The organism is Billgrantia sp. NRB1 (assembly GCF_056921725.1).
The window spans coordinates 3,108,809-3,131,042 of sequence record NZ_CM167783.1; the positions used below are offsets into that span (position 1 = coordinate 3,108,809).

The 22,234-nt window shown below is 66.5% G+C and carries 13 protein-coding genes; all 13 read right to left on the reverse strand.

What is annotated here, in order from left to right; translation table 11 throughout:
• Positions 1 to 72: 72 nt before the first annotated feature.
• Entirely contained in the window at positions 73 to 3,231 is a 3,159-nt protein-coding gene (locus ACZIYR_RS14140) for a DUF4214 domain-containing protein (protein ID WP_483527128.1), read from the reverse strand.
• Between the two features lie 416 nt (positions 3,232 to 3,647).
• Entirely contained in the window at positions 3,648 to 4,589 is a 942-nt protein-coding gene (locus tag ACZIYR_RS14145; RefSeq protein ID WP_483527129.1) for an NAD-dependent epimerase/dehydratase family protein, read from the reverse strand.
• Positions 4,589 to 5,611 carry a GDP-mannose 4,6-dehydratase gene (gene gmd, locus ACZIYR_RS14150; protein ID WP_483527130.1) on the reverse strand — a complete coding sequence of 341 codons (1,023 nt, stop codon included), beginning with the start codon at positions 5,609 to 5,611 and terminating at the stop codon, positions 4,589 to 4,591. The genes ACZIYR_RS14145 and gmd overlap by 1 nt, the downstream gene beginning before the upstream one ends.
• Before the next feature lie 21 nt (positions 5,612 to 5,632).
• Entirely contained in the window at positions 5,633 to 8,545 is a 2,913-nt protein-coding gene (locus ACZIYR_RS14155) for a glycosyltransferase (RefSeq protein ID WP_483527131.1), read from the reverse strand.
• Positions 8,538 to 9,824, reverse strand: coding sequence for an ABC transporter ATP-binding protein (locus ACZIYR_RS14160; protein ID WP_483527132.1), 1,287 nt, complete (start codon positions 9,822 to 9,824; stop codon positions 8,538 to 8,540). The genes ACZIYR_RS14155 and ACZIYR_RS14160 overlap by 8 nt, the downstream gene beginning before the upstream one ends.
• Positions 9,825 to 9,834: 10 nt before the next feature.
• The gene (locus ACZIYR_RS14165; RefSeq protein WP_483527133.1) at positions 9,835 to 10,629 is read right to left on the reverse strand and encodes an ABC transporter permease; all 795 of its coding nucleotides are present in this window, start codon (positions 10,627 to 10,629) and stop codon (positions 9,835 to 9,837) included.
• A 106-nt stretch (positions 10,630 to 10,735) separates the two neighbouring features.
• Positions 10,736 to 11,857 (reverse strand): glycosyltransferase, encoded by a 1,122-nt coding sequence (locus ACZIYR_RS14170; RefSeq protein WP_483527134.1) that lies wholly within the window; start codon positions 11,855 to 11,857, stop codon positions 10,736 to 10,738.
• Between the two features lie 19 nt (positions 11,858 to 11,876).
• Entirely contained in the window at positions 11,877 to 13,316 is a 1,440-nt protein-coding gene (locus ACZIYR_RS14175) for a mannose-1-phosphate guanylyltransferase/mannose-6-phosphate isomerase (protein ID WP_483527135.1), read from the reverse strand.
• A gap of 133 nt (positions 13,317 to 13,449) precedes the next feature.
• On the reverse strand, positions 13,450 to 14,784 hold the full coding sequence (locus ACZIYR_RS14180) for an exopolysaccharide biosynthesis polyprenyl glycosylphosphotransferase (RefSeq protein WP_483527136.1): 1,335 nt from the start codon (positions 14,782 to 14,784) through the stop codon (positions 13,450 to 13,452).
• Between the two features lie 19 nt (positions 14,785 to 14,803).
• Complete coding sequence (locus tag ACZIYR_RS14185) at positions 14,804 to 16,270, reverse strand: TolC family outer membrane protein (protein WP_483527137.1); 1,467 nt, start codon at positions 16,268 to 16,270, stop codon at positions 14,804 to 14,806.
• Complete coding sequence (locus tag ACZIYR_RS14190) at positions 16,270 to 17,652, reverse strand: HlyD family type I secretion periplasmic adaptor subunit (protein WP_483527138.1); 1,383 nt, start codon at positions 17,650 to 17,652, stop codon at positions 16,270 to 16,272. The genes ACZIYR_RS14185 and ACZIYR_RS14190 overlap by 1 nt, the downstream gene beginning before the upstream one ends.
• Positions 17,652 to 19,433 (reverse strand): type I secretion system permease/ATPase, encoded by a 1,782-nt coding sequence (locus ACZIYR_RS14195; RefSeq protein WP_483527139.1) that lies wholly within the window; start codon positions 19,431 to 19,433, stop codon positions 17,652 to 17,654. The genes ACZIYR_RS14190 and ACZIYR_RS14195 overlap by 1 nt, the downstream gene beginning before the upstream one ends.
• A gap of 167 nt (positions 19,434 to 19,600) precedes the next feature.
• Positions 19,601 to 21,745: a putative bifunctional diguanylate cyclase/phosphodiesterase gene (locus tag ACZIYR_RS14200; RefSeq protein ID WP_483527140.1), complete on the reverse strand. Its 2,145-nt coding sequence runs from the start codon at positions 21,743 to 21,745 to the stop codon at positions 19,601 to 19,603.
• Positions 21,746 to 22,234: the final 489 nt, after the last annotated feature.

Here is a 22,234-nt window from a genome sequence, read left to right on the forward strand (position 1 = left end):
GGGCTTATTGTCACCAAGAATTAACGCTTGGCGCTGGGCTGCCGCTATTGCCGGCAGCCCAGAGGACCTGATTTACTGACCAATGATGGCAGTAAAGTCGGTCAGGGTGTCACCCAGGTCGAAGATACCGACCAGCTCGGCACTCTGGAAGGAGCCGGCATCGCTCTCGACGATCTGAGAGGTCAGCTTGAACACCTTGTACTCACCATCATTGTTGTCGTTTTCGACAAACATCAGGTGGTCCAGGGTGGAGCCAACAGCATTGCCGTTTGCGGCAGCAGCATTATCAGCAGTGGCTGTGCCATTAACAATGCTGCCATAGCTGACATTGCTGTCATTCAGGGCAGCCAGAAGCTGCTGACCGGTCAGCGAGCCCCAGGAGTTATCGACATTGGCAGATGAGGTGTCATCGAAATCATTGTATACAAGGATATCGTTGGCACCCAAGGAGTTACTAAAGTCAGTTGCTGCAAAACCACGAGACTCTTGACTGGTGCTTTGGCTGGCGTCATTAAACACCATGCTCTGCAGGTAAGCACTGAAGTCGAGGAAGTCTTGGCTTGCGTTAGCACCATCACCAAAGTCTTGATCGAAATTGACGATGGTGTTATGGCCAAAGCTGCCTTCAAAGACAACGGTGTCACTGCTCTCGCTCTCAGTCCCCAGCACGATCACATCGTTACCGCTGCCGGCATTGATGGTGTTGTTGCTGTTGGCATCAGAGGCAGCACCCACGATCGCAGTACTCTCAGCATCTTCAGCCTGTGCCGGGTTGATACCCTCAGCCGCAGTCACGCTAGCAGCATTGGCGGCCTGTGCATCAGCGAGATTAACGGTGGAGTCCTGAGAGAAGCTCTTGAAGGCAGACTCGATCTGATTCTGCTCGGACTGGGTCAGCGCAGTGAAATCTGTCGCGGTGTTGCCCACACTAAACTGCAAATCGTCTTCAGCAAACTCGCCGTCAATCAGCGACTCGATGATCAGGGTGTTGTCCGGACCATCCTTGGCGACCAGCAGCTGGCTCAACACGCTGTCGTTGTTGATAGCGTCCTTGACTGCCTGGTTCAGGTGAGCACGAGTTACCTCGAAGTTGCTACCAGTGGGGATCTCCACCACGGACTCGAAGCCGTTTTGGAAAGCCGCTGCTGCAGCGCTGGTCAGGCCGCTGGCACCAGCAGTTTGTGCACCAGAGAAGGTCACGGTAAGGGCCGCCTTCGGCATAAAGCCGATTACGGCATTCTCGCCACCGACGCCACGCAGATCGAAGATGTTGTTATCATCTACAGTAGAGTCGTTATTGAAGACCCAGTGCGCCTTGGCTTCGAACTCCTCACCAGAGGCATCGAGCAGGCCTGTCTGAACACCGGAGTTATCGGTGTAGATCACGTCGTTGCCGGCACCGGTGCTGATGGTGGCGTCGCCTTCGCCCTTGGTCCAGACAACGTCGTTGCCGGAGCCGGTGGTGATCTCGAAGTTGCCCAGATCCTGCTGGTCGGCCAGCCAGTTGGTTTCCAGGTTGTCGCTGGAGGAGACCAGGTCGGTCACGATGGTGTTGCCGCCGTTGCCGCCGGTGATGGTCAGGGACGCATCTTCGTGGGCGATCACTTCCTGGCTGAACTCGAGGTAGAGTTCGTTGTTGCCGTTGCCCAGGCTGTAGGCGTAGTCAACGTTGTCGTTGGCCGGGTTGCCCTGGGTGTCGACCAGGTTGAGGTCGCGGGCGATGACGTTGTGGGTCACCTCGGCATCCAGGCGGATGTTGCCGTGGAAGCTGCCGCCGTTAAAGGCGCGCACGTCGGTGAGGCCGCCTTCGCCGTCGGCCTGCACGGTTTCACCGTCCTGCTCACCCACGTGGAAGTAGGCCGCGTCGCCGGACAGGTTGATCACCTTGAGGGCGTTCTGTTCAGCGTCGCGCAGCGGGTTGGAGGCGAGCGAGGTCAGCCATACGCCAAGACCCTGGCTGTGAGCCTGAGCGTCAACGTTGAACTGCTCGATGCCGATCTTGGAGTTGGACTGGCCGGAGAGGTTGACGCTGCCACCCTGAGAGCCGTAACCGACGTTCTGCAGTTCCAGGTTGGTGGAGATCAGGTCTTCCTCGGTGCCCAGGGCAGCGGTGTCCTGACGACCGGAGGGGTCGACGTTGCGGTCGGCCACGGAGCGCTCACCGAACTCGAAGCCACCACGGGTCAGCTCCTGACCTTCGGCGGTCAGCACGATCTGGTCACCCAGCACGCGGTCGCCGGTGGTTTCCAGGGTGTCCGGATCCACTTGGGCACGGGTGAACTCGCCGCCCAGCTCGACGACGATGTCGGCCAGCTCGGGACGCTCTTCGGCCATGGCCTGCAGCTCGGCCTCGATGGCGTCGCGCAGGTCGGCGTAGGTGGCAGCGTTGAGGATGTCCTCGGAGCTGACGACCACCAGCTCGCCGTTCAGGCGGAAGCTGAAGGACTGGATGGCCACCACTTCCAGGGCCGTTTCCTTGTCACCGGCATCGGCCATACGGTCGATGATTTCCAGGGTGAGGGTGGAGCCCAGGTCGGTTACCTGGTTGGTCAGCACGGGGCTGAGGAAGTAGGCCTCGTAGGCGCCCTTCTCACCCAGCTGGTTCTTGACCTCGAAGGTGTAGTCGGCGCTGCGAGTGGACACATCGGCGTCGATGGCTTCCTTGCCCACGTTGTAGATCTTGTGGGACTGAGACTGGAAGAACTCGATGCCTTCGTCGGCGCCCTGGTTGGTGCTGTCGCCATCGGCGTTGGTCCAGAAATTGACGTCGGACTCGCCTTCGGCGGTGTTGAAGGTGAAGGTCTTCTGGATGTCGGTGGGCGGCTCGGGTTCTTCCACCTGGCCGAATTCACCGTCGACGCTGGTCAGGCCTTCCAGAGCTTCCTCGTCCAGCTCGGCTTCGCCGTTGACGTGGGCAGCATGCTGGAAGTTGGCCAGCACCTCGGCCTTGGTCAGCGCCTGGAAACCTTGAGCGGAGGACATCAGGGACGCCCAGTACTCGAGGCCTTCGGCATCGGGCTCGCGACCGAGCAGGTTCTCGTAGAGGCTGGTGACAAACTCGACGTTGGACTGGTCGTTACCTTCCACCAGGGAACGAGTCAGGGCACCAAAGCTCGAGAATTCAAAAGCTTCCGCCAGCTGCTGCTGGGTCGGCGCTTCGCCGGTCAGCGCGATGTATGCACGAATCACGTGGAGTTCGCTTGGATTAAACGCCATCTGGTTCTTCTCCATCAAATCGTTAGCGTTACAAATAAATTGATCAATTTATTTTGCCAAGAAGCGGTGCCGAGCCATTCACATGGTTGTGCAACGAGCCTCCTTGAACTTGCCGGGTGCGGATACCCTCCCACACCAGATTGGCATTCTAGTCCTCGGGGTTGAGAAGTGTAAACCCTGAACCCCAAAGGTCTAGCGTCCCCGCGGCGCCCCAAGGCGGGCGGGCGGCAAGGCGTATCCCTCGCCGGACAACCTCTTTTCGCGGCGCCGGGCCGGGCTTACCATGCTGCTGCCCAGGCCCCCCTTCCGGCATTACCGCATGGCAAGCATGCCACGCCAGTGTGACGAAACCAAGCCGTCAAAAGATCAAAGTGAACACTGTTCGCACGTCTATTTTGGATTGCCGATGCTCACTTTTTGATCAGTAACGGTCACTTTTTCACCAGAATAGACTCAGCGTCTTTGAGCATGTCGCCTAATGTCAGGCTCAGCGGCGTAAGCGAGCGCTTACCGACCAGCGAGGCCAGCCGTTCGGTTCTGGCACACAGGCGGGCGATTTCATTGGCGCGTACCAGGGCGGGGTCGGTCTCGATGCGCGGGGCGTGGCCGGTCAGCCGAATCAGCTGGTCGATCAGCGCCTGCAGCGGGATGGCCTGGCCGCTGGCCAGGTTGAGAGCGCGGCCGTGCTGGTCCGGCGGCAGCGGGCATGTCAGCAGAGACGTCAAGACGTGTGCGATATCTCTTACATCGGAGAAGTCGCGGCTGACCTGCCGGTTGCCCAGCCGCAGGGTCGGCTCGCGGCGGGCAAAGTGGTTGACCAGCTTGGGCACCAGGAAGGGCTCGCGCTGGCCGGGGCCAGTGGTGTTGAACAGCCGGAAGCTGAGCAGCGGCAAGCGCTCGGCGTAGGTGGCGGCCAGGTGCTCCATGGCCAGCTTGGCGTGGCCGTAGTGGTTGACCGGCGCCGGCGGGGTGTCCTCGCCCACGCGGCCGCCGGCGTTGCGGCCGTAGACGGTGGCGCTGCTGGCCAGCAGCACGCGGCCGGGGGGCTCGGGCAGGCTGGTCAGGGCGTCCAGCAGGTGCTGGGTGCCCAGCACGTTGATCCGGTAGAAGTCCAGCGGCTGGGGATGGGCGACGAAGGAGAGCGCGGCCAGGTGCACCGCGGCCTCGGGCCGCCAGGCGTCGATGCACTGGGCCACCGCCTCGGCCCGGGTGATCTCCAGGGGGCGGTAGTCGGCGAGATGGGCGGCCAGGGCGTCATCCGGGGCGGCGGCGGTACCGGTGCCCAGCACCCGGTGGCCGGCGGCGGCCAGGGCGGCGGCCAGGTGGCGGCCGATGAAGCCGCTGACCCCGGTGATCAGTACGCGGGAAGGCATCAGCGCGGCGCCAGCCGTGCGAGGTCGGCTTCGACCATCATCCGGCACAGCGCCTCGAGGCTGGTGGTGGGGGCCCAGCCCAGCTCGCGGCGGGCCTTGTCGGGGCTGCCGATCAGCAGGTCCACTTCGGCTGGGCGGTAGAAGGCCGGGTTGACCGCGACCACCACCTTGCCACTGGCACGATCGATGGCGACCTCCTGCTCGCCCTCGCCCTGCCACGCCAGGGCGATATCCGCAGCCTGGAAGGCCAGGGTGACGAAGTCGCGCACGCTCTCGGTGCGCCCCGTGGCCAGCACGTAGGTGTCGGGGGTGTCGGCCTGGAGCATGCGCCACATGCCTTCTACATACTCCTTGGCGTAGCCCCAGTCGCGCTTGGCGTCCATGTTGCCAAGCTCCAGGCGCGCCTGCAGGCCGTGCTTGATGCGGGCCACGCCGTCGGTGATCTTGCGGGTGACGAACTCGCGCCCGCGCAGCGGCGATTCATGGTTGAAGAGGATGCCGCTGGTGGCGAAGAGGTCGTAGGACTCGCGGTAGTTGACGGTCATCCAGTGGGCGTAGAGCTTGGCGGCGCCGTAGGGGCTGCGCGGGTAGAAGGGGGTGGCCTCGGTCTGGGGCACCTCCTGCACCTTGCCGAACATCTCGGAGGTGGAGGCCTGGTAGAAGCGCGCCCCGGGATTGACGATGCGAATGGCTTCGAGCAGGTTGACCGCGCCCAGGCCGGTGATCTCGGCGGTGGTCACGGGCTGGTCGAAGGAGACCCCGACGAAGCTCTGGGCGGCCAGGTTGTAGACCTCCTGGGCGCCGGTGCGCTCGAGCAGGCGTATGCTGGCGGAGAGGTCGGTGAGGTCGTACTCCACCAGGTGCAGGGCGGGATGCTCGGCGATGCCCAGCTCCTCGATGCGCCAGAAGTTGACCGAGCTGGTACGGCGGTAGGTGCCGTAAACGGTATAGCCCTTTTCCAGCAGCAGCTGGGCGAGGTAGGCGCCGTCCTGCCCGGTGATACCGGTTACGATGGCCTTCATTGCGGTTTCCTTGTCTGCGGTTCAGTCATGGGGGTGGAGCAGGCGCTCGTCGATGCGTCCGGCCTGCAGCAGGGCGTGGTAGCGGCTGGCCAGCTGGTGCCACTGGCGCTGTTCGAGCCAGCGGTAACGGGCCTCCAGCAGCGCTTGGCGCGCCGGCTCGTCGGCGGCGGGGCCGGCCTGGGCCAGGGCCTGGACGATGTCCTGGGGCTCGAAGCCGGCCACCGGCCAGGTGATCTCGCGCACTTCGTCGAAGATCGGCGCCGGGGTGGTGGCGACATGGGGGCAGGCCGCCACGGCGGTGCGCACCGCGGCGCTGCTCGATTCGTTGGTGAACTGGTAGGGCAGCAGCACCAGGCCGCACTCGCCGAGCAGCCGCTGGACCTCCGGCAGGGGCAGGAAGTCGGTGTGCCACTCCAGGGCCTCCGTCACGCCGAGGCGGTCGGCCAGGCGCCGGCAGCGTTCGAGCTCGTGGGGCGAGGTGGAGTCGTCGCGCACGGCGGTCACCAGGCGCAGGCGGCTGTCGCTTGCCAGCAGGCCCTGGCGGCGGGCCAGGGCGAAGGCCTCGATAAGCTGGGCGATGCCCTTGTGCGGCAGCAGGAAGCCGAAGCTGCCGAGCAGCCGGGGGGAGCCCCCCTCGGCCGCCGGGGGCGCGTCGGCGGCGGCCGGGGCGAGCACGCCCTGGGGCATGAGGGTCACGTTGTCGGTGATGCCGAGGCGCTTGAGGGCGTTGAGGTCGTCGTGGGTGTGCACGAAGACCCGGTCGAAGGCGGCCAGGCAGGCGGCGGCGCTCTGCTGGCGGCCTTTCTCGAAGCCGAGCAGCGGCCGGGTGGTGTGCAGAGTGAGGTAGACGCGCTTGCCCTGCTCGCGCAGCGCGGCGACGCCCTCCCCCAGCCGACGGCCGAGGCTGTAGAAGGCGAAGTGGTGCTGCAGCCAGACGATATCGCCGTGCAGGTCGCACCATTGAATATCCGGGGCCTGGCCGTGCTGCCAGTCTTCGCGCAGTTCGATGCGGCCGTCCAGATCGTCATGCTGCACCGGGCGGCCCTGGGGGGCCAGCACGCGCAGGCTGACCGGGTGCTCGAGCAGGTGCTCCACCAGGTAGCGGCTGTACTCGGCGATGCCGCAGGCTTCGCCCCAGGTGGTGACCAGGGTAATGCCCAGGGGCGCTTGCGCGGCCTCGCGGGCGGCGGGGTCGTCGTGGTAGCGGCGAATGCGCCACAGGCCGCTGAGAAAGGCGTCGCTGGCCTGGGGGGCCAGGAAGCGCTGGCGCACGTGGCTGTGCAGGTGCTTGGCGCGGTCGAGGGGCTCGCGGCGCCCGGCCAGCAGCTCCCGGCAGAGGGTGTCGAGCCGCTGGGCGAGGTCGCGGGGGCTGGGGTCGGCCCATACCGAGAGCCCGGTGGCCAGGTGGCTCTGGGCCGGGGCGAAGCGATAGGCGATGTGCAGGCTGTTGGCGCCGTCGGCGAAGTCGGTGTGGGCGCCGTAGCCGGTGACGGCCAGGGCGCGGCCGAACTCGCCGGCTTCGATGCCGGGCATGTTGAGCCCTTCGCCCCGGGTGGGCAGCACGACCACATCGGCCTGGCGGTAGAGCTCGGCCATGGCGTCGGCGTCGTAGTCTTCCATGATCAGGGTGAGGCGGTCGCGGTGCTCGGGGCGCACGCTGCTGTCGATCCACGCCTCGACCCGGTTGTGGGGGTTGGGGAAGGTCTTGAGGGTGAGGGTGACGTCGCGGCGCCGGGCGGCGAGCTGGTCGAAGGCTTCCAGCAGCACGTCGGCGCCCTTGCGCGGAAAGCAGGAGCTGACGTGCAGCAGGGCGATGTGCTTGCGCTCCGCCACGCGGGCCAGCTCGTGGGGGCCGTGCCCGGCGGCGCGGGGGTTGGCCTCCAGGGGCAGCGTGACCACCTGCACCGGCACCCGACAGCCGCTGTCCATCAGCGCCTTCTTGACGCTCCAGGCGGTGACCACCACCCCGGCGTAGCCGCGATTGAAGGTGGCCACGATCTCGGCGGGCACTTCGCTCTCTTCCCAGAAGAACAGCGCCACGGGCAGCCCCTGGGCGGGGTCGGGGGCCTCGATCGGCGGGTAGTGATGGTAGAGCGCCATGCGGCGCTCTGCCGCCACCGGGGCCAGCCCAGCGGGGTCCAGCAGGGCGTTGAGCTGCTGCTGTTCCTCGGCGCCCCCCGGGGTGTGGTGGACCCGCGCGGCGGGCTGGCCTTCATGGGGGGCGAGCAGCAGCGGCAGCTCGGTGTCGGCGGCCAGCCGCTTGATCAGGTGGCGATTGACGGCCGCCAGGCTGTAGGTGCCTTCGACATGGCCCTGCAGGCGCAGCCCGCCGATGGTCGCTTGCAGGGCGGAGCGCGGCAGCAGGGTGTCGCGCTGCTGCAGGGCCTGCTGGCAGACCGCCGAGCGCTGGGCGGGCAGCAGGTCGTGGAAGTCTTCCTGGGGGGCGTACTGGCGCACCAGGATACCGGCCTGGCTGGGCACCTGGGCCAGCAGGCGCTGCAGGCGATGCTTCACCCCCGGCAGGCGGTTGAGCACGCGCAGGGCGAGCTGGCGCAGCCAGCCGATGCCGGCGAGGCGGTGCAGCAGCGCGATCAGCGCCCGCTTGGGGGCGCTGCCGGGCAGCCGCGGGGCGGCGCCGTCAGCGCCCCCGGCCTGGCGTGCACCGCGGAACAGGTGCCAGCGGTGCAGCCACCAGCGCAGCGGCGCGGTCACCCGCCAGGAGCGGCTGGCGTAGACCCATTCGAGCTCGCGGGTGAGCGCCAGGCTGCGCGCTTCGGCGCTGCGCAGCCGCTGCCGGATCTGTTCCAGTTCGTGCTGCAGCGCTTCGCGGGTTTCGGGCTCATCCGCGGGGGGGGCCTCGGGGGCGGCATCCTGGGAGGCGGCCTCGGGAAGCGCGCGGCGGGCGTCGTCGCGGGGGTCGGTGAGATCAGCCATGGGGGGTCGCTCCACCTTGGGTATCGGGCAGGGCCGCGCGGGTGCCCTGGCCGTGGCAGTGATAGTCGATCTGGGGCTTCAACCAGCTGGTGCCGATGAAGTAGGGCTGGTCGGCGTTGTGCACCTTGAACACCAGGGCGTAGTCGAGCCAGTGGTAGTTGTGTTCGAGATGGGTGTCGGCGCTGTGCAGCGAGGTCGAGACGGTGTAGCTGCCCGGCCCCAGGTTCATGGCGAAGCGCATGCGAAAGCTCAGGGTTTCGTCGCCCTTGAGGTCGGTAAGCAGCTGGCGGGTGTGCCAGGTGTTGGTGCCGAAGATGGTCTGCCCCAGGCGGTCCTTGATCATGTAGCCCACCACCAGCTGGTCGATGGGGGCGTAGAGCTGGACTTCCAGGCGCAGCTCGACCTGCTGGCCAACGGCGACCTGCTCGAGGGCCAGGCCGCTTTCGGCGTCGTGCAGGGAGATGGCTTCGGTGCGCGCCTCGCCGGTGCCGGAGCTGGTCTGCTGGGTGGCGTCGTCGAGCTGGCGCACCTCGATCCGGTGGCTCTGGCGGTCGGCGATCAGGGCGTTGTAGTAGTCCATGACCCGGGCCGGCGGGCCGTCGATGAGGATGCGGCCCTCGTCGAGCAGGAGCACGCGGTCGCACAGGCGCATGATCGCTTCGCGGTCGTGGGAGACGATCAGCAACGAGGTGCCTTCGCGCTGGAACTGGCGGATGCGGTCGAAGCTCTTGTGCTGGAAGTAGGCATCGCCCACGGAGAGGGCTTCATCGACGATGAGGATCTCGGGGCGCACGGCGGTGGCCACGGCAAAGGCGACGCGCATCTGCATGCCGCTGGAGTAGACCCGCATGGGCTGGTCGAAGTAGTGGCCGATCTCGGCGAAGGCTTCGATCTCGGGCATCACGGCGTCGATCTGCGCGGGGGGCAGGCCCAGCAGCGCGGCGGCATGGCGGGCGTTCTGGCGACCGCTGAGCTCGCCGTTGAAGCCCATGCCCAGCTCGAGAATCGCCGCCACCCGGCCGTCGACCAGCACGTCGCCGGCGCTGGGGCGCTGGGTGCCGGTGATCATCTTGAGCAGGGTGCTCTTGCCGGCGCCGTTCTGGCCGACGATGCCCACGGCTTCGCCACGCCCCAGGTCGAAGCTGATGTCCTGGAGCACCCAGGTCTCTTCCAGGGGGCGCACCGGGGTGAACCAGCCGAGGATGCGCTGGGCTTCGTTGCGGTATTTACGGTAGGCCTTGCCGAGCCCACGAACTTCCATCAGGTTGTGCGGTTGCATGGACTTGGCCTCAGAGCATGTCGACCATTTCGGGGCTGGCCTTGCGATAGAGCGTGAAGGCGGCCACCAGCAGCCCCAGCGAAAGTACCGCCACCACGGTGAGGGCGAGCGGGTCGGGGCGCTGGCCGTAGGCGAGCACCGCCTGATAGCCGCTGACCAGATGGTAGAGCGGGTTGAGAAACAGCCACTGGCGGAAGGCGTCGGGGACGATGCTGACGGGGTAGACCACCGGGGTCAGCCAGAACAGGAACTGCAGCACGATGGGCATGACCTGGCCGATATCGCGAATGAAGACGTTGAGCACGCCCAGCAGCATGCCGAGCCCCAGCGAGAAGGCCAGGGCGATCAGGGTGAGCAGCGGCAGCCAGATCAGCGAGCCGGGGGTGAAATGGCCAAGCAGGGCGAAGACCACCAGGATGATGACCAGCAGCACCAGGTAGTTGACCAGGCTGGCCCCGGCGGCGATCACCGGCAGGGCCAGCCGTGGAAAGGCGATCTTCTTCATCAGGTTGCCGTTGTCGACGAACAGCCCCAGACAGCGCTGGGTGAGCTCCATGAACAGGCTCCAGCAGAGCATGCCGGCGGTGAGGTAGATGGCATAGGCATAGCGGCTGTCGATACCGGGCAGCTTGGCGGCCAGCACCGCCGAGAGCACCAGGGCGTAGATCAGCACCATGGCCAGCGGATGCAGCACCATCCAGGTGCCGCCCAGCCGGCTGCGGGCGAAGCGCGAGGCGATTTCGTGGCGTATGGAGGTGGCAATGAAGTGGCGAAAGTGCCACAGCATCGGGAGCGGGCCTAGCATCCGGGTTCCTTGTGTCACTCTGACGCCGCCTTGGGAGAAGGCGACGGGGCCGAACATGGTAAGCCATGCCCGACGCCACGGCCAGCCGCAGCGGGCGGCGGCGACCTCAGGGCCGCTCGGCCATCAGGCGCTCCACCAGCGCGGCAAACCGCTGGGTAAAATGCTCGCTGGCGAAGCGTTCAGCGCGGCGTCGACAGGCGGCAGCGGCAAGGAAGTCGCCGTCCCGGTGGCGCTGGCGCTCGAAGTCGCTCACGCCGGCGATGATGGCCTCGGGGGTCTGGGCATCGAGCAGCATGCCGGTGCGCCCGTGCTCGATGGTCTCGGCGACGCCGCCCACGCCGTAGCCGATCACCGGGGCACCGGCGGCCTGGGCTTCGACGGGGAGGATGCCGAAGTCTTCCTCGCCGAGGAAGACGAAGGCGCGGGCGCGCTCGAGGTGGTCGGCCAGCACGCTGTCCGGCTGGTAGCCGAGCAGGGTGACGTTGCTGCCGGCCAGGGCGGCAAGCCGGCGCCGCTCGGGGCCGTCGCCGATCACGATCAGGCGCTTGTCGGGCATGCGGTTGAAGGCGTCGATGACCAGGTCGAGGCGCTTGTAGGGCACCATGCGCGAGGCGGCCAGGTAGAAGTCGTCGCGGGGGCGGTCGGGCCGGAAACGCCGGACATCGACGGGCGGATGGATGACCTCGGCGCTGCGCCGGTAGGTGCGCCGAATGCGACGCTGGATGTAGTGCGAGATGCCGATGAAGTGGTCGACCCGCTGGGCGCTGAGGTAGTCCCAGCTGCGCAGGCGGTGCAGCTGCCAGCGCATCAGGGCGCTCTTGATGCCCTTGGCATTGCCGGTCTGGCGCAGGTACTGGTGCTGCATGTCCCAGGCGTAGCGCATGGGGCTGTAGCAGTAGCAGAGGTGCAGCGCCTCGGGGTCAGGGATGATGCCCTTGGCCACGGCGTGGCTGCTGGAGATGATCAGGTCGAAGCCTTTGAGGTCGAACTGCTCGACGGCCAGCGGCATCAGCGGCAGGTAGTGGCGGTAGTGCTTGCGCGCCAGGGGCAGCCGCTGGATGAAGCTGGTGTGGATGGTGCGACCGCGAAGGGCGTCGTAGGCCTCGGCGTCGAGGAAATTGACCGTGGTGAACAGCTCGGCCTGGGGATAGAGCGCCAGCAGCTCGGCCATGGCGCGTTCGGCTCCGGCCCAGGTGACCAGCCAGTCGTGGATGATGGCAACCTTCACGTGATCCCCTGTTCGCTGTTCAGCCGCGGCCGTAGTCGTCGCTGTATCGCACGATGTCGTCTTCGCCCAGGTAGCTGCCGGTCTGGACCTCGATCAGCTTGAGCGGAATCACGCCGGGGTTCTCCAGCCGGTGCACGGTGCCCAGCGGGATGTAGGTGGACTCATCCTCGCTGAGCAGGAAGCTGTGCAGGTGCTCGGTGTCGCCGTGCCCCTCCCCCAGGGTTACCTGGGCGGTGCCCTCGACCACGACCCAGTGCTCGGCGCGGTGGTGATGCATCTGCAGGGAGAGCTTGGCGCCTGGCTTGACGACGATCTCCTTCACTTGAAAGCTGTCGGTGAGCACCATGGTGCGGTAGTGGCCCCAGGGGCGGTAGACCTGGGGCAGCGCCTGGCTTTCGCAGCGCCCGTGAGCCTTGAGCGATTCGACGATGCGCTTGGTGTGCTGGGCGTGGCGGCGGTCGGCGACCAGCACGGCGTCTTCGGTCTCCACCACGATGAGGTCCTGCACGCCTACCGTGGCCACCAGCCGCGACTGGCTGTGAACGAGGCTGTCACGGGTGTCGTGGAGCAGCACATCGCCCTGCACGGCGTTGCCGCCGGTGGCCGGGTCGCACTTGAGGTCGAAGATGGCGTCCCAGGCGCCGATGTCGCTCCAGCCGGGGTCCATGGGCACCACGGCGGCGCTGCGGGTCGCCTCCATGACCGCGTAGTCGATGGATTCGCTGCGGCAGGCGCTGAAGGCGTCGCTGTCAACGCGCAGGAAGTCGAGGTCTTCGCGGCGTCCGGCGTAGGCCGCCTGGCAGGCCCGATGAATATCGGGCGCCTGGCGCTGGAGCTCCTGCAGGTAACGCTCGGCGGAGAACAGGAAGATGCCGCTGTTCCACAGGTAGTCGCCGCTGTCGAGATAGCCCTGGGCGCGGTCGCGACCGGGCTTTTCGACGAAGGCGGCGACGCGGTAGCCGGTGCCCAGCATCTCGCCCCGGCGAATGTAGCCGTAGCCGGTGTGGGGGCTGGCCGGCTGGATACCGAAGGTGACCAGCTGCTGCTCGTCTTCGGCGAGCGCCCTGCCCTGCTCGATCGCCGCCAGGAAGGCGCTGCGGTTCTCGATGACATGATCGGCGGGCATGACCAGCATCAGCCGAGCGGGGTCGCTCTCGCTGGCCGCCAGGGCGGCCAGCGCCAGGGCCGGGGCGGTGTTGCGGCCGAAGGGTTCGAGTACGATGCGCTCGGGCTGCATGCCCAGGGCGTGAAGCTGTTCGGCCACCAGGAAGCGGTGGGCCTCGTTGCAGACCACCAGCGGCGGCTGGGCGCCTTCGACGCCGGCGAGCCGCAGCGCGGCCTCCTGCAGCAGGCTGTGCTCGGGGGAGTTGAGGCGCTGGAACTGCTTGGGGTAGTGCTCGCGAGAAACGGGCCATAGCCGGGAGCCGGAGCCGCCAGACAGGATGACGGGCAGTATCATGAAGTCCTCCTTGAAGTCGTGACGCATCAGCGTTCCCGGCGCAACGGATCGCCCTGGCCGCTCTGCGGCGACCTGAACGACGGCTGATGATAACACTTGTCATGAGCATCGGCACCCGCCGCGAGCGGCCCTTTCAGGCCAGGGTATCGCCTCTTGAGGCGCCGCTGAACATGCCGCGGATGGCGGTAAGGGCGAGGATCTTGAGATCGAGCCCGAGGCTCCAGTGCTGGATGTAGTGGAGGTCGTAGTCGACGCGTCGCTGCATCTCGTGAAGCGACATGGTCATGCCGCGCAGGCCGTTGACCTGGGCCCAGCCGGTCATGCCCGGCTTGACCCGGTGGCGCAGCATGTAGGCGTCGATCAGGTCCTTGAAGTGGTCGTTCTGGTCCATGGCATGCGGCCGCGGACCGACCAGCGACATGCGCCCCTGCAGCACATTGAACAGCTGCGGCAGCTCGTCGAGGCTGGTGCGGTGCAGAAAGGCACCCAGCCGGCGCGCCGAGGGGCTGCCGACGGGGGGATGGCGGGTGTCTTCGCGAAGGGTGCGAAACTTGTAGATGCGAATGGGCTTGCCGTCGAGGCCGTGTCGATACTGCTTGAACAGCACCGGCTGCCCCATCCGCCAACGAATCAGCGCGGCGATGCATAGCATCAACGGCAGGAAGGCCAGGAAGAGGACCAGCCCCAGCAGGCGGTCCTCCAGGGCCTTGGCCAGGCGCGACGGGCCGCGCAGCGGGCTGAGGTTGAGGTTCAACGCAGGAGAGGCCGCTGCTGGCGACGGCGAGCAGCGGGGGGTGAGGTCGGCAAGGTCGGGCAGGTAGCGCAGGTTGACGGGGACCGCCAGGAAGGCGCGAGCCAACCGGCTGACGGCGGGCCCCTCGGTCAGCGGGTAGCCAATCCAGACTTCGTCGAAGTCGCGCTGGAAGATACTTTGCCGGGCGAGCCGCTGCGCGGCGGCAATGAAGCCGGGCTCGGGCCGGCCAACCTGGCGCTGGGTAATCCGGTAGGCCGGGCGGGGCAGCTCGGCCAGCCGGCGCTCGATCTGCGTGGCACAGCTCGCCGAGGCGATCAGCAAGACACGCCGCGGGGCACCGCTGCGCCCGAGCGGCAGGCGATGCAGCGCCGCACGCAGGACCATGCCGCCGGCAAGCCCGCCCAGCGCGACGAGACCCATCCAGCGCCACGCGTCAGGTTCGACGCTGCGGGTGTGGAGCAGAAGCAGCCCGAGCAGCGTGACGCTGACGATCCAGCCCAGCGTAAAGGCGGCCGACACGGCGAGCAGGCCACGGCCGGGCCGGTAGCCCCCCAACAGGCCGCAGGCCACCGGCAGTAACAGGCTGGCGGTGACGACCAGCAGCGGGTAATCGACATCGCCGGATACTGGCAACCACGGCCACAGCAGCAGCGCCACGGCGAGCAGGCCGAGGGCGTCGGCAAACCGCAGGTTGCCGCTGTGACCAGGGTTCATCGAGCCGCGGCTCTTCCGCTCATTCGGCCGGGTGGGTGATGCGCGCCAGCAGCACCATGACCCGCTCGAGATCCTGACTGCCCAGCGCCCCTACCGCCGACTGCAGGGCGAGACGATCGAGCACGAAGCTTCCCAGGGTATCGACGAACTGAATCTGCTGGTCATAGAGACTGGCTCGTGCATCCAGCACGTCGACCAGGTCGCGCAGGCCGAGCTGTTCGCCACGCTCGGCGGCGTCGAGGAAGAGCTGGCTGGACTCGATGGCACGGGTGAGGGCATCGAGGCGACGAGCGTTGCCGTTCAGCGAGCGCAGACGATGGCGAACTTCCTGCTTGGCCAGGTTGCGCTGGTGGTCGAGTGCTTCCTGGCTGGCCATGGTGCGAAGCTCGCCCTGGCGCACGCTGGCGCGCGTCCGCCCGCCACGAAAGAGGGGTACGCTCAGCTCCACGGTGGCGCGGTAGTCTTCGCTCGAGCGCAGCTCGTCGTCGCTGTCGCGGTCGGAGTAGCTCAGATTGAGGTTGAGTTCGGGATAGTAGCCGCCGCGGCGCACGCGGGTATCGCTGTCGGTCACCTGCTTTTCGGCCTGCGCATGCAGCACCGCCAGGTTGTCGCCGATACGCGCCATCCAGTCGCTTTCATCGCCCCAATCCTGCCGTACATCGGCCACCGAAACGTCGCCCAGCTGAGAGCTGCCGAAGTTCGGGGCGACGCCGGTGAGCCGTTCCAGCTCACTGAGGGCATCGTCCAGGTCGTTCTGGGCCATGACCGCATCGGCAATGGCCTGGTCGAGCCGTGACTGGGCTTCCAGAAGGTTGATGCGATCCCCCACGCCGAGGTCGAAGGCACGGCTTGCCTGACGCGTCTGAAGCTCCAGGGCCTCCTGCTGGGCTTCGAGAAGCCCTAGGGTACGCGATGCCAGGTAGGCATTGACGTAGGCTTCGGCGACCTGCAGGGCAAGGTCCTTCTCGGCGAGCGCCACTTCCAGCTCTGCCACGCCGACCTGGGATCTGGCACGCTCCATGCCTCGCCAGCGCTCGAGGCTGAACAGCGGCTGACGAAGCTGCAGTTGCCAGAAGGTTTCGTCGATCTCGCCGGGACGCTGCGCGGGCTGGTCGAGACCGAAGTCTTCGGGGCTGGTCTGGATATTGGTGGAGTCCTGCCACATGTAGCTGGCAGACGCCGACAGCTCGGGCAGCAGGTGGGAGCGCGCCATGGGCACCTCCTGCTCGGTGGCCTCGAGACTGAAGCGCTGCTGGGAAAGCTGGGCGTCATGCTGTAGCGCACGCTCGAACAGGCCTGGCAGCGAAGGCAGGCTCCCGGCGAGGGAGCCGGCCTCGACCTCCTGCAGGGCGGACAGCTCGGCCATGGCGGCATCGCCGGCGGGCACGTCGTCCTGGGCGACGGCCGCCACGGGCGCCAAGACCAGCAGCGCCGCCAGCGCCAGAGCGCCTGACGGCGCCTTCGTCGAGATAGTCAACCCTGCCATCAATCCTCCCTAACCGCGCGAGCCAGCATGTCGGTGATCGGCTTGGCGATGTAGCTGGCGAAGGTGCGCTCACCGGTGCGGATCATCACCTCGGCCGGCATGCCGGAGAGCAGCTGCATCTCTTCGGTCATTCTGTCGCGCCCCTTCTCGGTGACGCGAACCCTGGCACGGTAGTAGCGCTGGCCGGTGGCCTCGTCCTCGAAGCTGTCGGCGCTGACGTAGATGATCTCGCCAGGTATCTCGTTGGTCAGCCGCTGATTGAAGGCGGAGAAGCGAATGTTGGCGTCCTGGCCGAGGAAGATGTTGTCGATATCCCGGTTGGGCACCCGCGCTTCCACGACGAAACCGTCGCTGGAGGGCACGATGTCCATGATGGTGTCGCCAGCACGAATCACGGCACCCGCGCTGTGGACCTGGCGGTCTACCACGCTGCCGGAGACCGGTGCGACGATCACGGTGCGCTCGACCTGGTCGCTCAGCGAGGTGATCTGCTCTTCGGCTTCGGCGATCTGCGCCTGGGCCTGGCGCAGCTGCTCGCCTACCTCTGACTGGAACTCCTGCTGGCGCACTTCACGCTGTAGGCGGTTCTCGCTGATCTGTGAGCGCAGCCGGGAGATTTCTGCGCGGTGCTGGGCGACTTCCCCTTCGAACTGGAGCACCTGGCGTTCGAGCTCACGCAGCCGCTGGTTGTCGCCGAGCCCTTCGCGGAACAGCGAGCGGAAGTCTTCCGCTTCGCTTCTCAGCGAGGCGATGCGCCGGGTGTTGACGTTCACCAGCTGCTCGAGCCCTTCGATCTGCTCGCGCATCTGCTGGCTCTGCTCGTCGAGGGATTCCAGGGCGCCGCGCAGAGATTCGCGCCGTGCCACGAACAGGCTCTGCTGCACCGCCATGACCTGCTGGACGCGCGCGCTGTCGCTCTCCACCAGCTCCTGGGGGAACTCGAGGGCGTCGGCTCCCTCCTGCTCGGCTAATAGCCGCACCTCCATGGCGCGATTGATCAGGTACTGAGAGCGGGCGATCTCGAGCTGGGAGCGCGCCTGGGTATCGCTGAGCACCACCAGCGGATCGCCGGCCTCGACGTGCTGGCCGTCTTCCACCAGGATCTCGCGCACGATGCCGCCTTCCAGATGCTGAACGCTGCGCTTGAAGGATTCCACGGAGACATTGCCCGGCGCCACGACGGCCACCGCCAGGGAGCCGGTCATCGCCCAGGTGCCGAAGCCGCCGAAGGCCAGCAGCAAAATCACGAACCCCAGGCGCCGATAGCCCTTGTCACTGGTGGGCAGCACCTCGGCGTACTCGCCCTCAAGGGTCTGGGGCTTGGGTGTCACGTCGATCTCGGAGCGCTTGGCGACGTCCTGGTTCGAGGTTTGGTCGGTCATTACTTCTGCTCCTCGGGATTGCTACCGCCGGGCTGACCGCCCTCGCGGCCGCCACGAATGGCGGCCACGCGGCTGTTGGCGGCCTGGGCAACCCGCTGCTGGGGCTTTTTGGCAAACTGGGCCAGCACCTGGTCGCGCGGGCCGAACATGCTGACCTGGCCCTCTTTCATGACCAGCAGCTGGTCCATGTTCTTGAGCACGCTGGTGCGGTGGCTGATGACGAACAGCGTGGTGCCTTCCGCCTTGAGCTGTTGGATTGACTGGGCAAGGGCCCGTTCACCGGCGTCATCCAGGTTGGAGTTGGGCTCGTCGAGCACCACCAGCACCGGGTTGCCATACAGCGCCCGCGCCAGGCCGATACGCTGACGCTGGCCGCCGGAGAGGGCGCCGCTGGTAGAGGAGATGACGGTGTCGTAGCCGTTGGGCAGCTCGAGGATCATTTCGTGGACCCCGGCTTTCCTGGCGGCCGCGACGACCTTCTGGGGGTCGACTTTGCCGAAGCGGGCGATGTTCTCACTGATCGAGCCGTCGAACAGTTCGATATCCTGGGGCAGGTAGCCGATGTGCGGGCCCAGCTCGTCGCGGTTCCACTGGGCGATATCGGCGCCGTCGAGGCGCACATTGCCCACCTGGGAGGGCCAGACGCCCAGGAGCACCCGGGCGAGCGTGGATTTGCCGGCGGCGCTGGGGCCGATGATGCCGACATGCTCGCCCTTGGGCACCTCGAAGTTGATGCCACGAATGGTGGCCATGCGCACGCCGGGCGGCGCGGCGGCCACGCCTTCCACGGCGACGCTGCCGTGCGGGGCGGGCAGCGACATGCGCGGCTGCTCTTCGGGAATCTGGGTGAGCAGCTCGTTGAGGCGGTCGTAGGCGCCGCGCGCACTGACGAAGCCTTTCCAGCCGCCGATCATCTGGTCGATGGGGGCCAGCGCCCGGCCCATGATGATGGAGCCGGCGATCATCATGCCCGGGGTCATTTCGTTGCGCAGCACCAGGAAGGCGCCGAGACCGAGGATCATCGACTGGGCCAGCAGGCGCAGCACCTTGGAGGTGTTGGTCAGCGCGCCGGCGCGGTCACTGGCCTGGGACTGCTTGGAGAGAAACTCATGGTGCTTGTTGGCCCAGCGGCCCATGATCCCCGGCAGCATGCCCATGGCGTGCAGCACTTCGGCGTTGCGAAGGTTGGAGTTGGCCAGATTCTGGGCCTGGATGTTCTCGCTGTTGGCTTCGGCCAGCAGGGTCTTGGTGGCCTTCTCGTTGGCGATGGCCAGGATCAGCAGCACGATGCCGGAGATAGTGGCGAAGATCCCCAGCCAGGGGTGGAACAGGAACAGCACGGCCAGGTAGACCGGCACCCAGGGGGCATCGAAGAAGGCGAACAGGCCGTTGCCGGTCAAAAACTGACGCAGGCTGGTCAGGTCGTTGAGCGGCTGGGCGCTCTGCTGACCCTGGCTGACCACGCTGCGACGAAACATGGCGCTGTAGAGGCGCGAGTTGATATCGGTGTCGAGCCGGTTGCCCACCCTGACCAGCATCCGCGAGCGGACCAGCTCGAGCCCGCCCATGACCATGAACAGGAAGACCACCAGCAGGGTGAGCATCAGCAGCGTTTCGACGCTTTGGGTCGTAAGCACGCGGTCGTAGACCTGCAGCATGTACATCGGCGGCACCAGCATGAGCAGGTTGACGAACATGCTGAAGAAGCCCACCGATGCGAAAGAGCCCCTGCATGCCTTGAGCGCACGCTGGAGGTCCGTAGCGTCCTGTTGCTTTGCCATATGGCGAGTCACCGTTAGAGATAAAGACTGTCAAGCGGGGAGGGTCAACCGCGGGAGGATACCAGACCCCCCCGCCCCACGGTAGGGGGCTAGGACTTTCTCATCAGACGTGCCTGCCACTCTGGCGGATAGCTGCTAGCGAGCGATCAGGCACCACAGCCGCTGGCCTATGGCTCCGTGGGTATCTCCGGCCGACCGAACAGAAACCCCTGAAAGAGCTGGCATCCCCGGGAGGCGAGGCAGCGGTGCTGGGCGGGCGTTTCCACCCCTTCGGCTATCACTTCGAGATGCAGGCTGGCCGACAGCGAAATAATGGTCTCGACGATGGCGGCGCTGGCCCGGTCTTCGAGCAGTTCACGCACGAAGCACTGATCGATCTTGATCTGATCGAGGGGCAACCGGCGCAGATAGGCGAGCGATGAATAGCCGGTTCCGAAGTCATCCAGCGACAGGCGCAACCCTAACGCCTTGAGGGCGACCATTCGCTCGCGCACTGCCTCGGGGTCGTCGATCAGCAGCGACTCGGTCACTTCGAGCTTGAGCCGGGAGGGCTCGGCGCCGGTGCGGGCCAGCACGGCCTGCACCTGCTCCACGAAGCAGGCCTCGCGAAACTGCACCGGGCTCACGTTCACCGATACCGTCCAGCCGGCGGTGGCAGGCGTCTTGGCCCAGGCCACGAGCTTCCAGCAGGCGCTTTCCAGCACCCACTCGCCCAGCTCGACGATCAGCCGGGTCTGCTCGGCTATGGGGATGAATTCGACGGGCGACACCTCGCCCCGCACCGGATGCCGCCAGCGCAGCAGGGCTTCGGCTCCCACGGTGCTGCCCCGAACGTTCACCTGCGGCTGGTACGCTACCGCCAGCTCTCCCCTGCTTAGCGCCTGGCGAAGGTCGATCTCGAGCTGCGCCCTGGCTTTGAGCCGCGACTGGACCTGAGGGTCGAAGAAGCAGACCTGGTTGCGACCGCTTTGCTTGGCCTGCATCAGCGCCAGGTCGGCCTGTTTGAGCACGTCTTCAACGGAGACCCCGTGCCGGCAAAACAGGCTAACGCCCAGGCTGGCGGTGACCACCAGCGGCTGCCCGGTAATCGTCACGGGTTCCTTGAGCGATTCCAGCAGCTTGCCGGCGACCCGCTCGACCGCAATGGCGGCCGCATCCGGGTCGTCGTGAATGTCGTGGAGCAGGATGGCGTATTCGTCGCCGTTCAAGCGCGACAGGGTATCGGTGTCGCGAAGGATGGTGCCGAAGCGGCCGGCCAGGGCGAACAGCAACTGATCGCCGACCCGGTGCCCCTGGGTATCATTGACCGTCTGGAAGTGATCGAGGTCGAGGAGGATCAGCGCAGCCAGCTTGCCACTGCGGTAGCTGTCCTTGAGGACCCCGTCCAGGCGGTCCAGCAGCAGCCGGCGGTTGGGCAGCCCGGTCAGCGGGTCGAAGAACACCAGGTCGTGAAGCTCCTGCTCCACGGCCTTGCGCTCGGTCAGGTCATGGAGGGTGGCAACATAGTGGGTAAGCTCCCCCGAAGGGGTGCGCACGGCGCTGATGGTCAGCCACTGGGGGTAGGCATCGCCTCCCTTGCGGCGATTCCAGATTTCCCCCTGCCAGCGGCCGTTGAGCTTAAGCGACTCCCACATGCGCTCGTAGAAGGCGGCATCCTGCAGGCCGGAACTCAGCAGGCGGGGATTGCGACCCAGCACCTCGTGACGCAGGTAGCCGGTGATCTGGGTGAAGGTGGCATTGACATCGATGATCTCGCCGCTGGCATCGGTGATCATCATGCCCAGGTGGGTCTCGAATGCCGTGGCGGCGATGCGCAAGCGCTCTTCCACGCGTTTGCTCTCGGTCACGTCGCGCACGACCATGACCAGATGATCGGCATCGTCACCTGTATTGAGCGGGCTTAGCACGGCATGGCGGTGAGCCAGCCTTGTCTCATCGCTGGCTTCGGCGTATTCCAGCTCGGCGGCGCCTTCGCGCCAAACCTGCCGCATGGCCTCTTCCAGCGGGGCGGCGGACAGCGCCGGCAGCAGATCGACCAGTCGCTGGGCGTTGCCCTGCTCAGCTCGCGGCTGGCCGTTGGCGAAGACGACCCGGCCGTGGCGGTCCAGCACGTAGAGCTGATCGGGTATGGCGCCGACCAGCGCCTCGAGACGGACCTCATGGGCACGGTGCCGCCGTTCGCGGGCCCGCAGCCCCAGGTAGTGGCACACGCCCCACAGACCAAGCCCGGCCAGCAGCAGCCAGCTACCGGTCAGCAGCAAAAGGTACTGCCAGCCGCCGAACGGCTGCGCGCTGCGCTCGTAGAACAGCAAGGCTGCGAAAAGTGCAGCGACCAGTAGCGTGATCAGATAGGCAAGCCATGCGCATCTTGCTACCGATCTGGCAGGTTCAGACGGTGAGTCTGTCGAATCGTCCATGAGCGGCTGACTCCATCAGCATGCTTCAGCCCATACCTTGCGCACCAGGAGACTACAATTTGGTTCTTCGCATTTTAGCGTGAACATGTTTGGCAGGTTCTATGGTGGGAGGCCGGCTCTGCCGGGCGAAGGCGCCGCAGGCGCCCCCTGGGTAGCGCTGCGCGCTACTTCGCGAGCTGAAGCTCCCTCCCACAAGGCCCATTCACGCCAGTCTGCGATGAACCTAAAATTTCTGTGTGGCAACCCGGGCCCCCATATGACTTCCAGCAGTATGGCGCATCTAGTCCATTCTGCCGAACGCCTCTCACTGCGCCATGTGCCGACAGCTGCCGAGAGGGGCACTTCGCCATTCGGTGTGGAGCCGCGCGGGGGCGTGGCAAACCC

Coding starts and splice junctions, on each gene's coding strand:
- ACZIYR_RS14140 (WP_483527128.1), bottom strand. CDS start 3,231: ATGGAGAAGAACCAGATGGCGTTTAATCCAAGCGAACTCCACGTGATT.
- ACZIYR_RS14145 (WP_483527129.1), bottom strand. CDS start 4,589: ATGCCTTCCCGCGTACTGATCACCGGGGTCAGCGGCTTCATCGGCCGC.
- gmd (WP_483527130.1), bottom strand. CDS start 5,611: ATGAAGGCCATCGTAACCGGTATCACCGGGCAGGACGGCGCCTACCTC.
- ACZIYR_RS14155 (WP_483527131.1), bottom strand. CDS start 8,545: ATGGCTGATCTCACCGACCCCCGCGACGACGCCCGCCGCGCGCTTCCC.
- ACZIYR_RS14160 (WP_483527132.1), bottom strand. CDS start 9,824: ATGCAACCGCACAACCTGATGGAAGTTCGTGGGCTCGGCAAGGCCTAC.
- ACZIYR_RS14165 (WP_483527133.1), bottom strand. CDS start 10,629: ATGCTAGGCCCGCTCCCGATGCTGTGGCACTTTCGCCACTTCATTGCC.
- ACZIYR_RS14175 (WP_483527135.1), bottom strand. CDS start 13,316: ATGATACTGCCCGTCATCCTGTCTGGCGGCTCCGGCTCCCGGCTATGG.
- ACZIYR_RS14180 (WP_483527136.1), bottom strand. CDS start 14,784: ATGAACCCTGGTCACAGCGGCAACCTGCGGTTTGCCGACGCCCTCGGC.
- ACZIYR_RS14185 (WP_483527137.1), bottom strand. CDS start 16,270: ATGGCAGGGTTGACTATCTCGACGAAGGCGCCGTCAGGCGCTCTGGCG.
- ACZIYR_RS14190 (WP_483527138.1), bottom strand. CDS start 17,652: ATGACCGACCAAACCTCGAACCAGGACGTCGCCAAGCGCTCCGAGATC.
- ACZIYR_RS14195 (WP_483527139.1), bottom strand. CDS start 19,433: ATGGCAAAGCAACAGGACGCTACGGACCTCCAGCGTGCGCTCAAGGCA.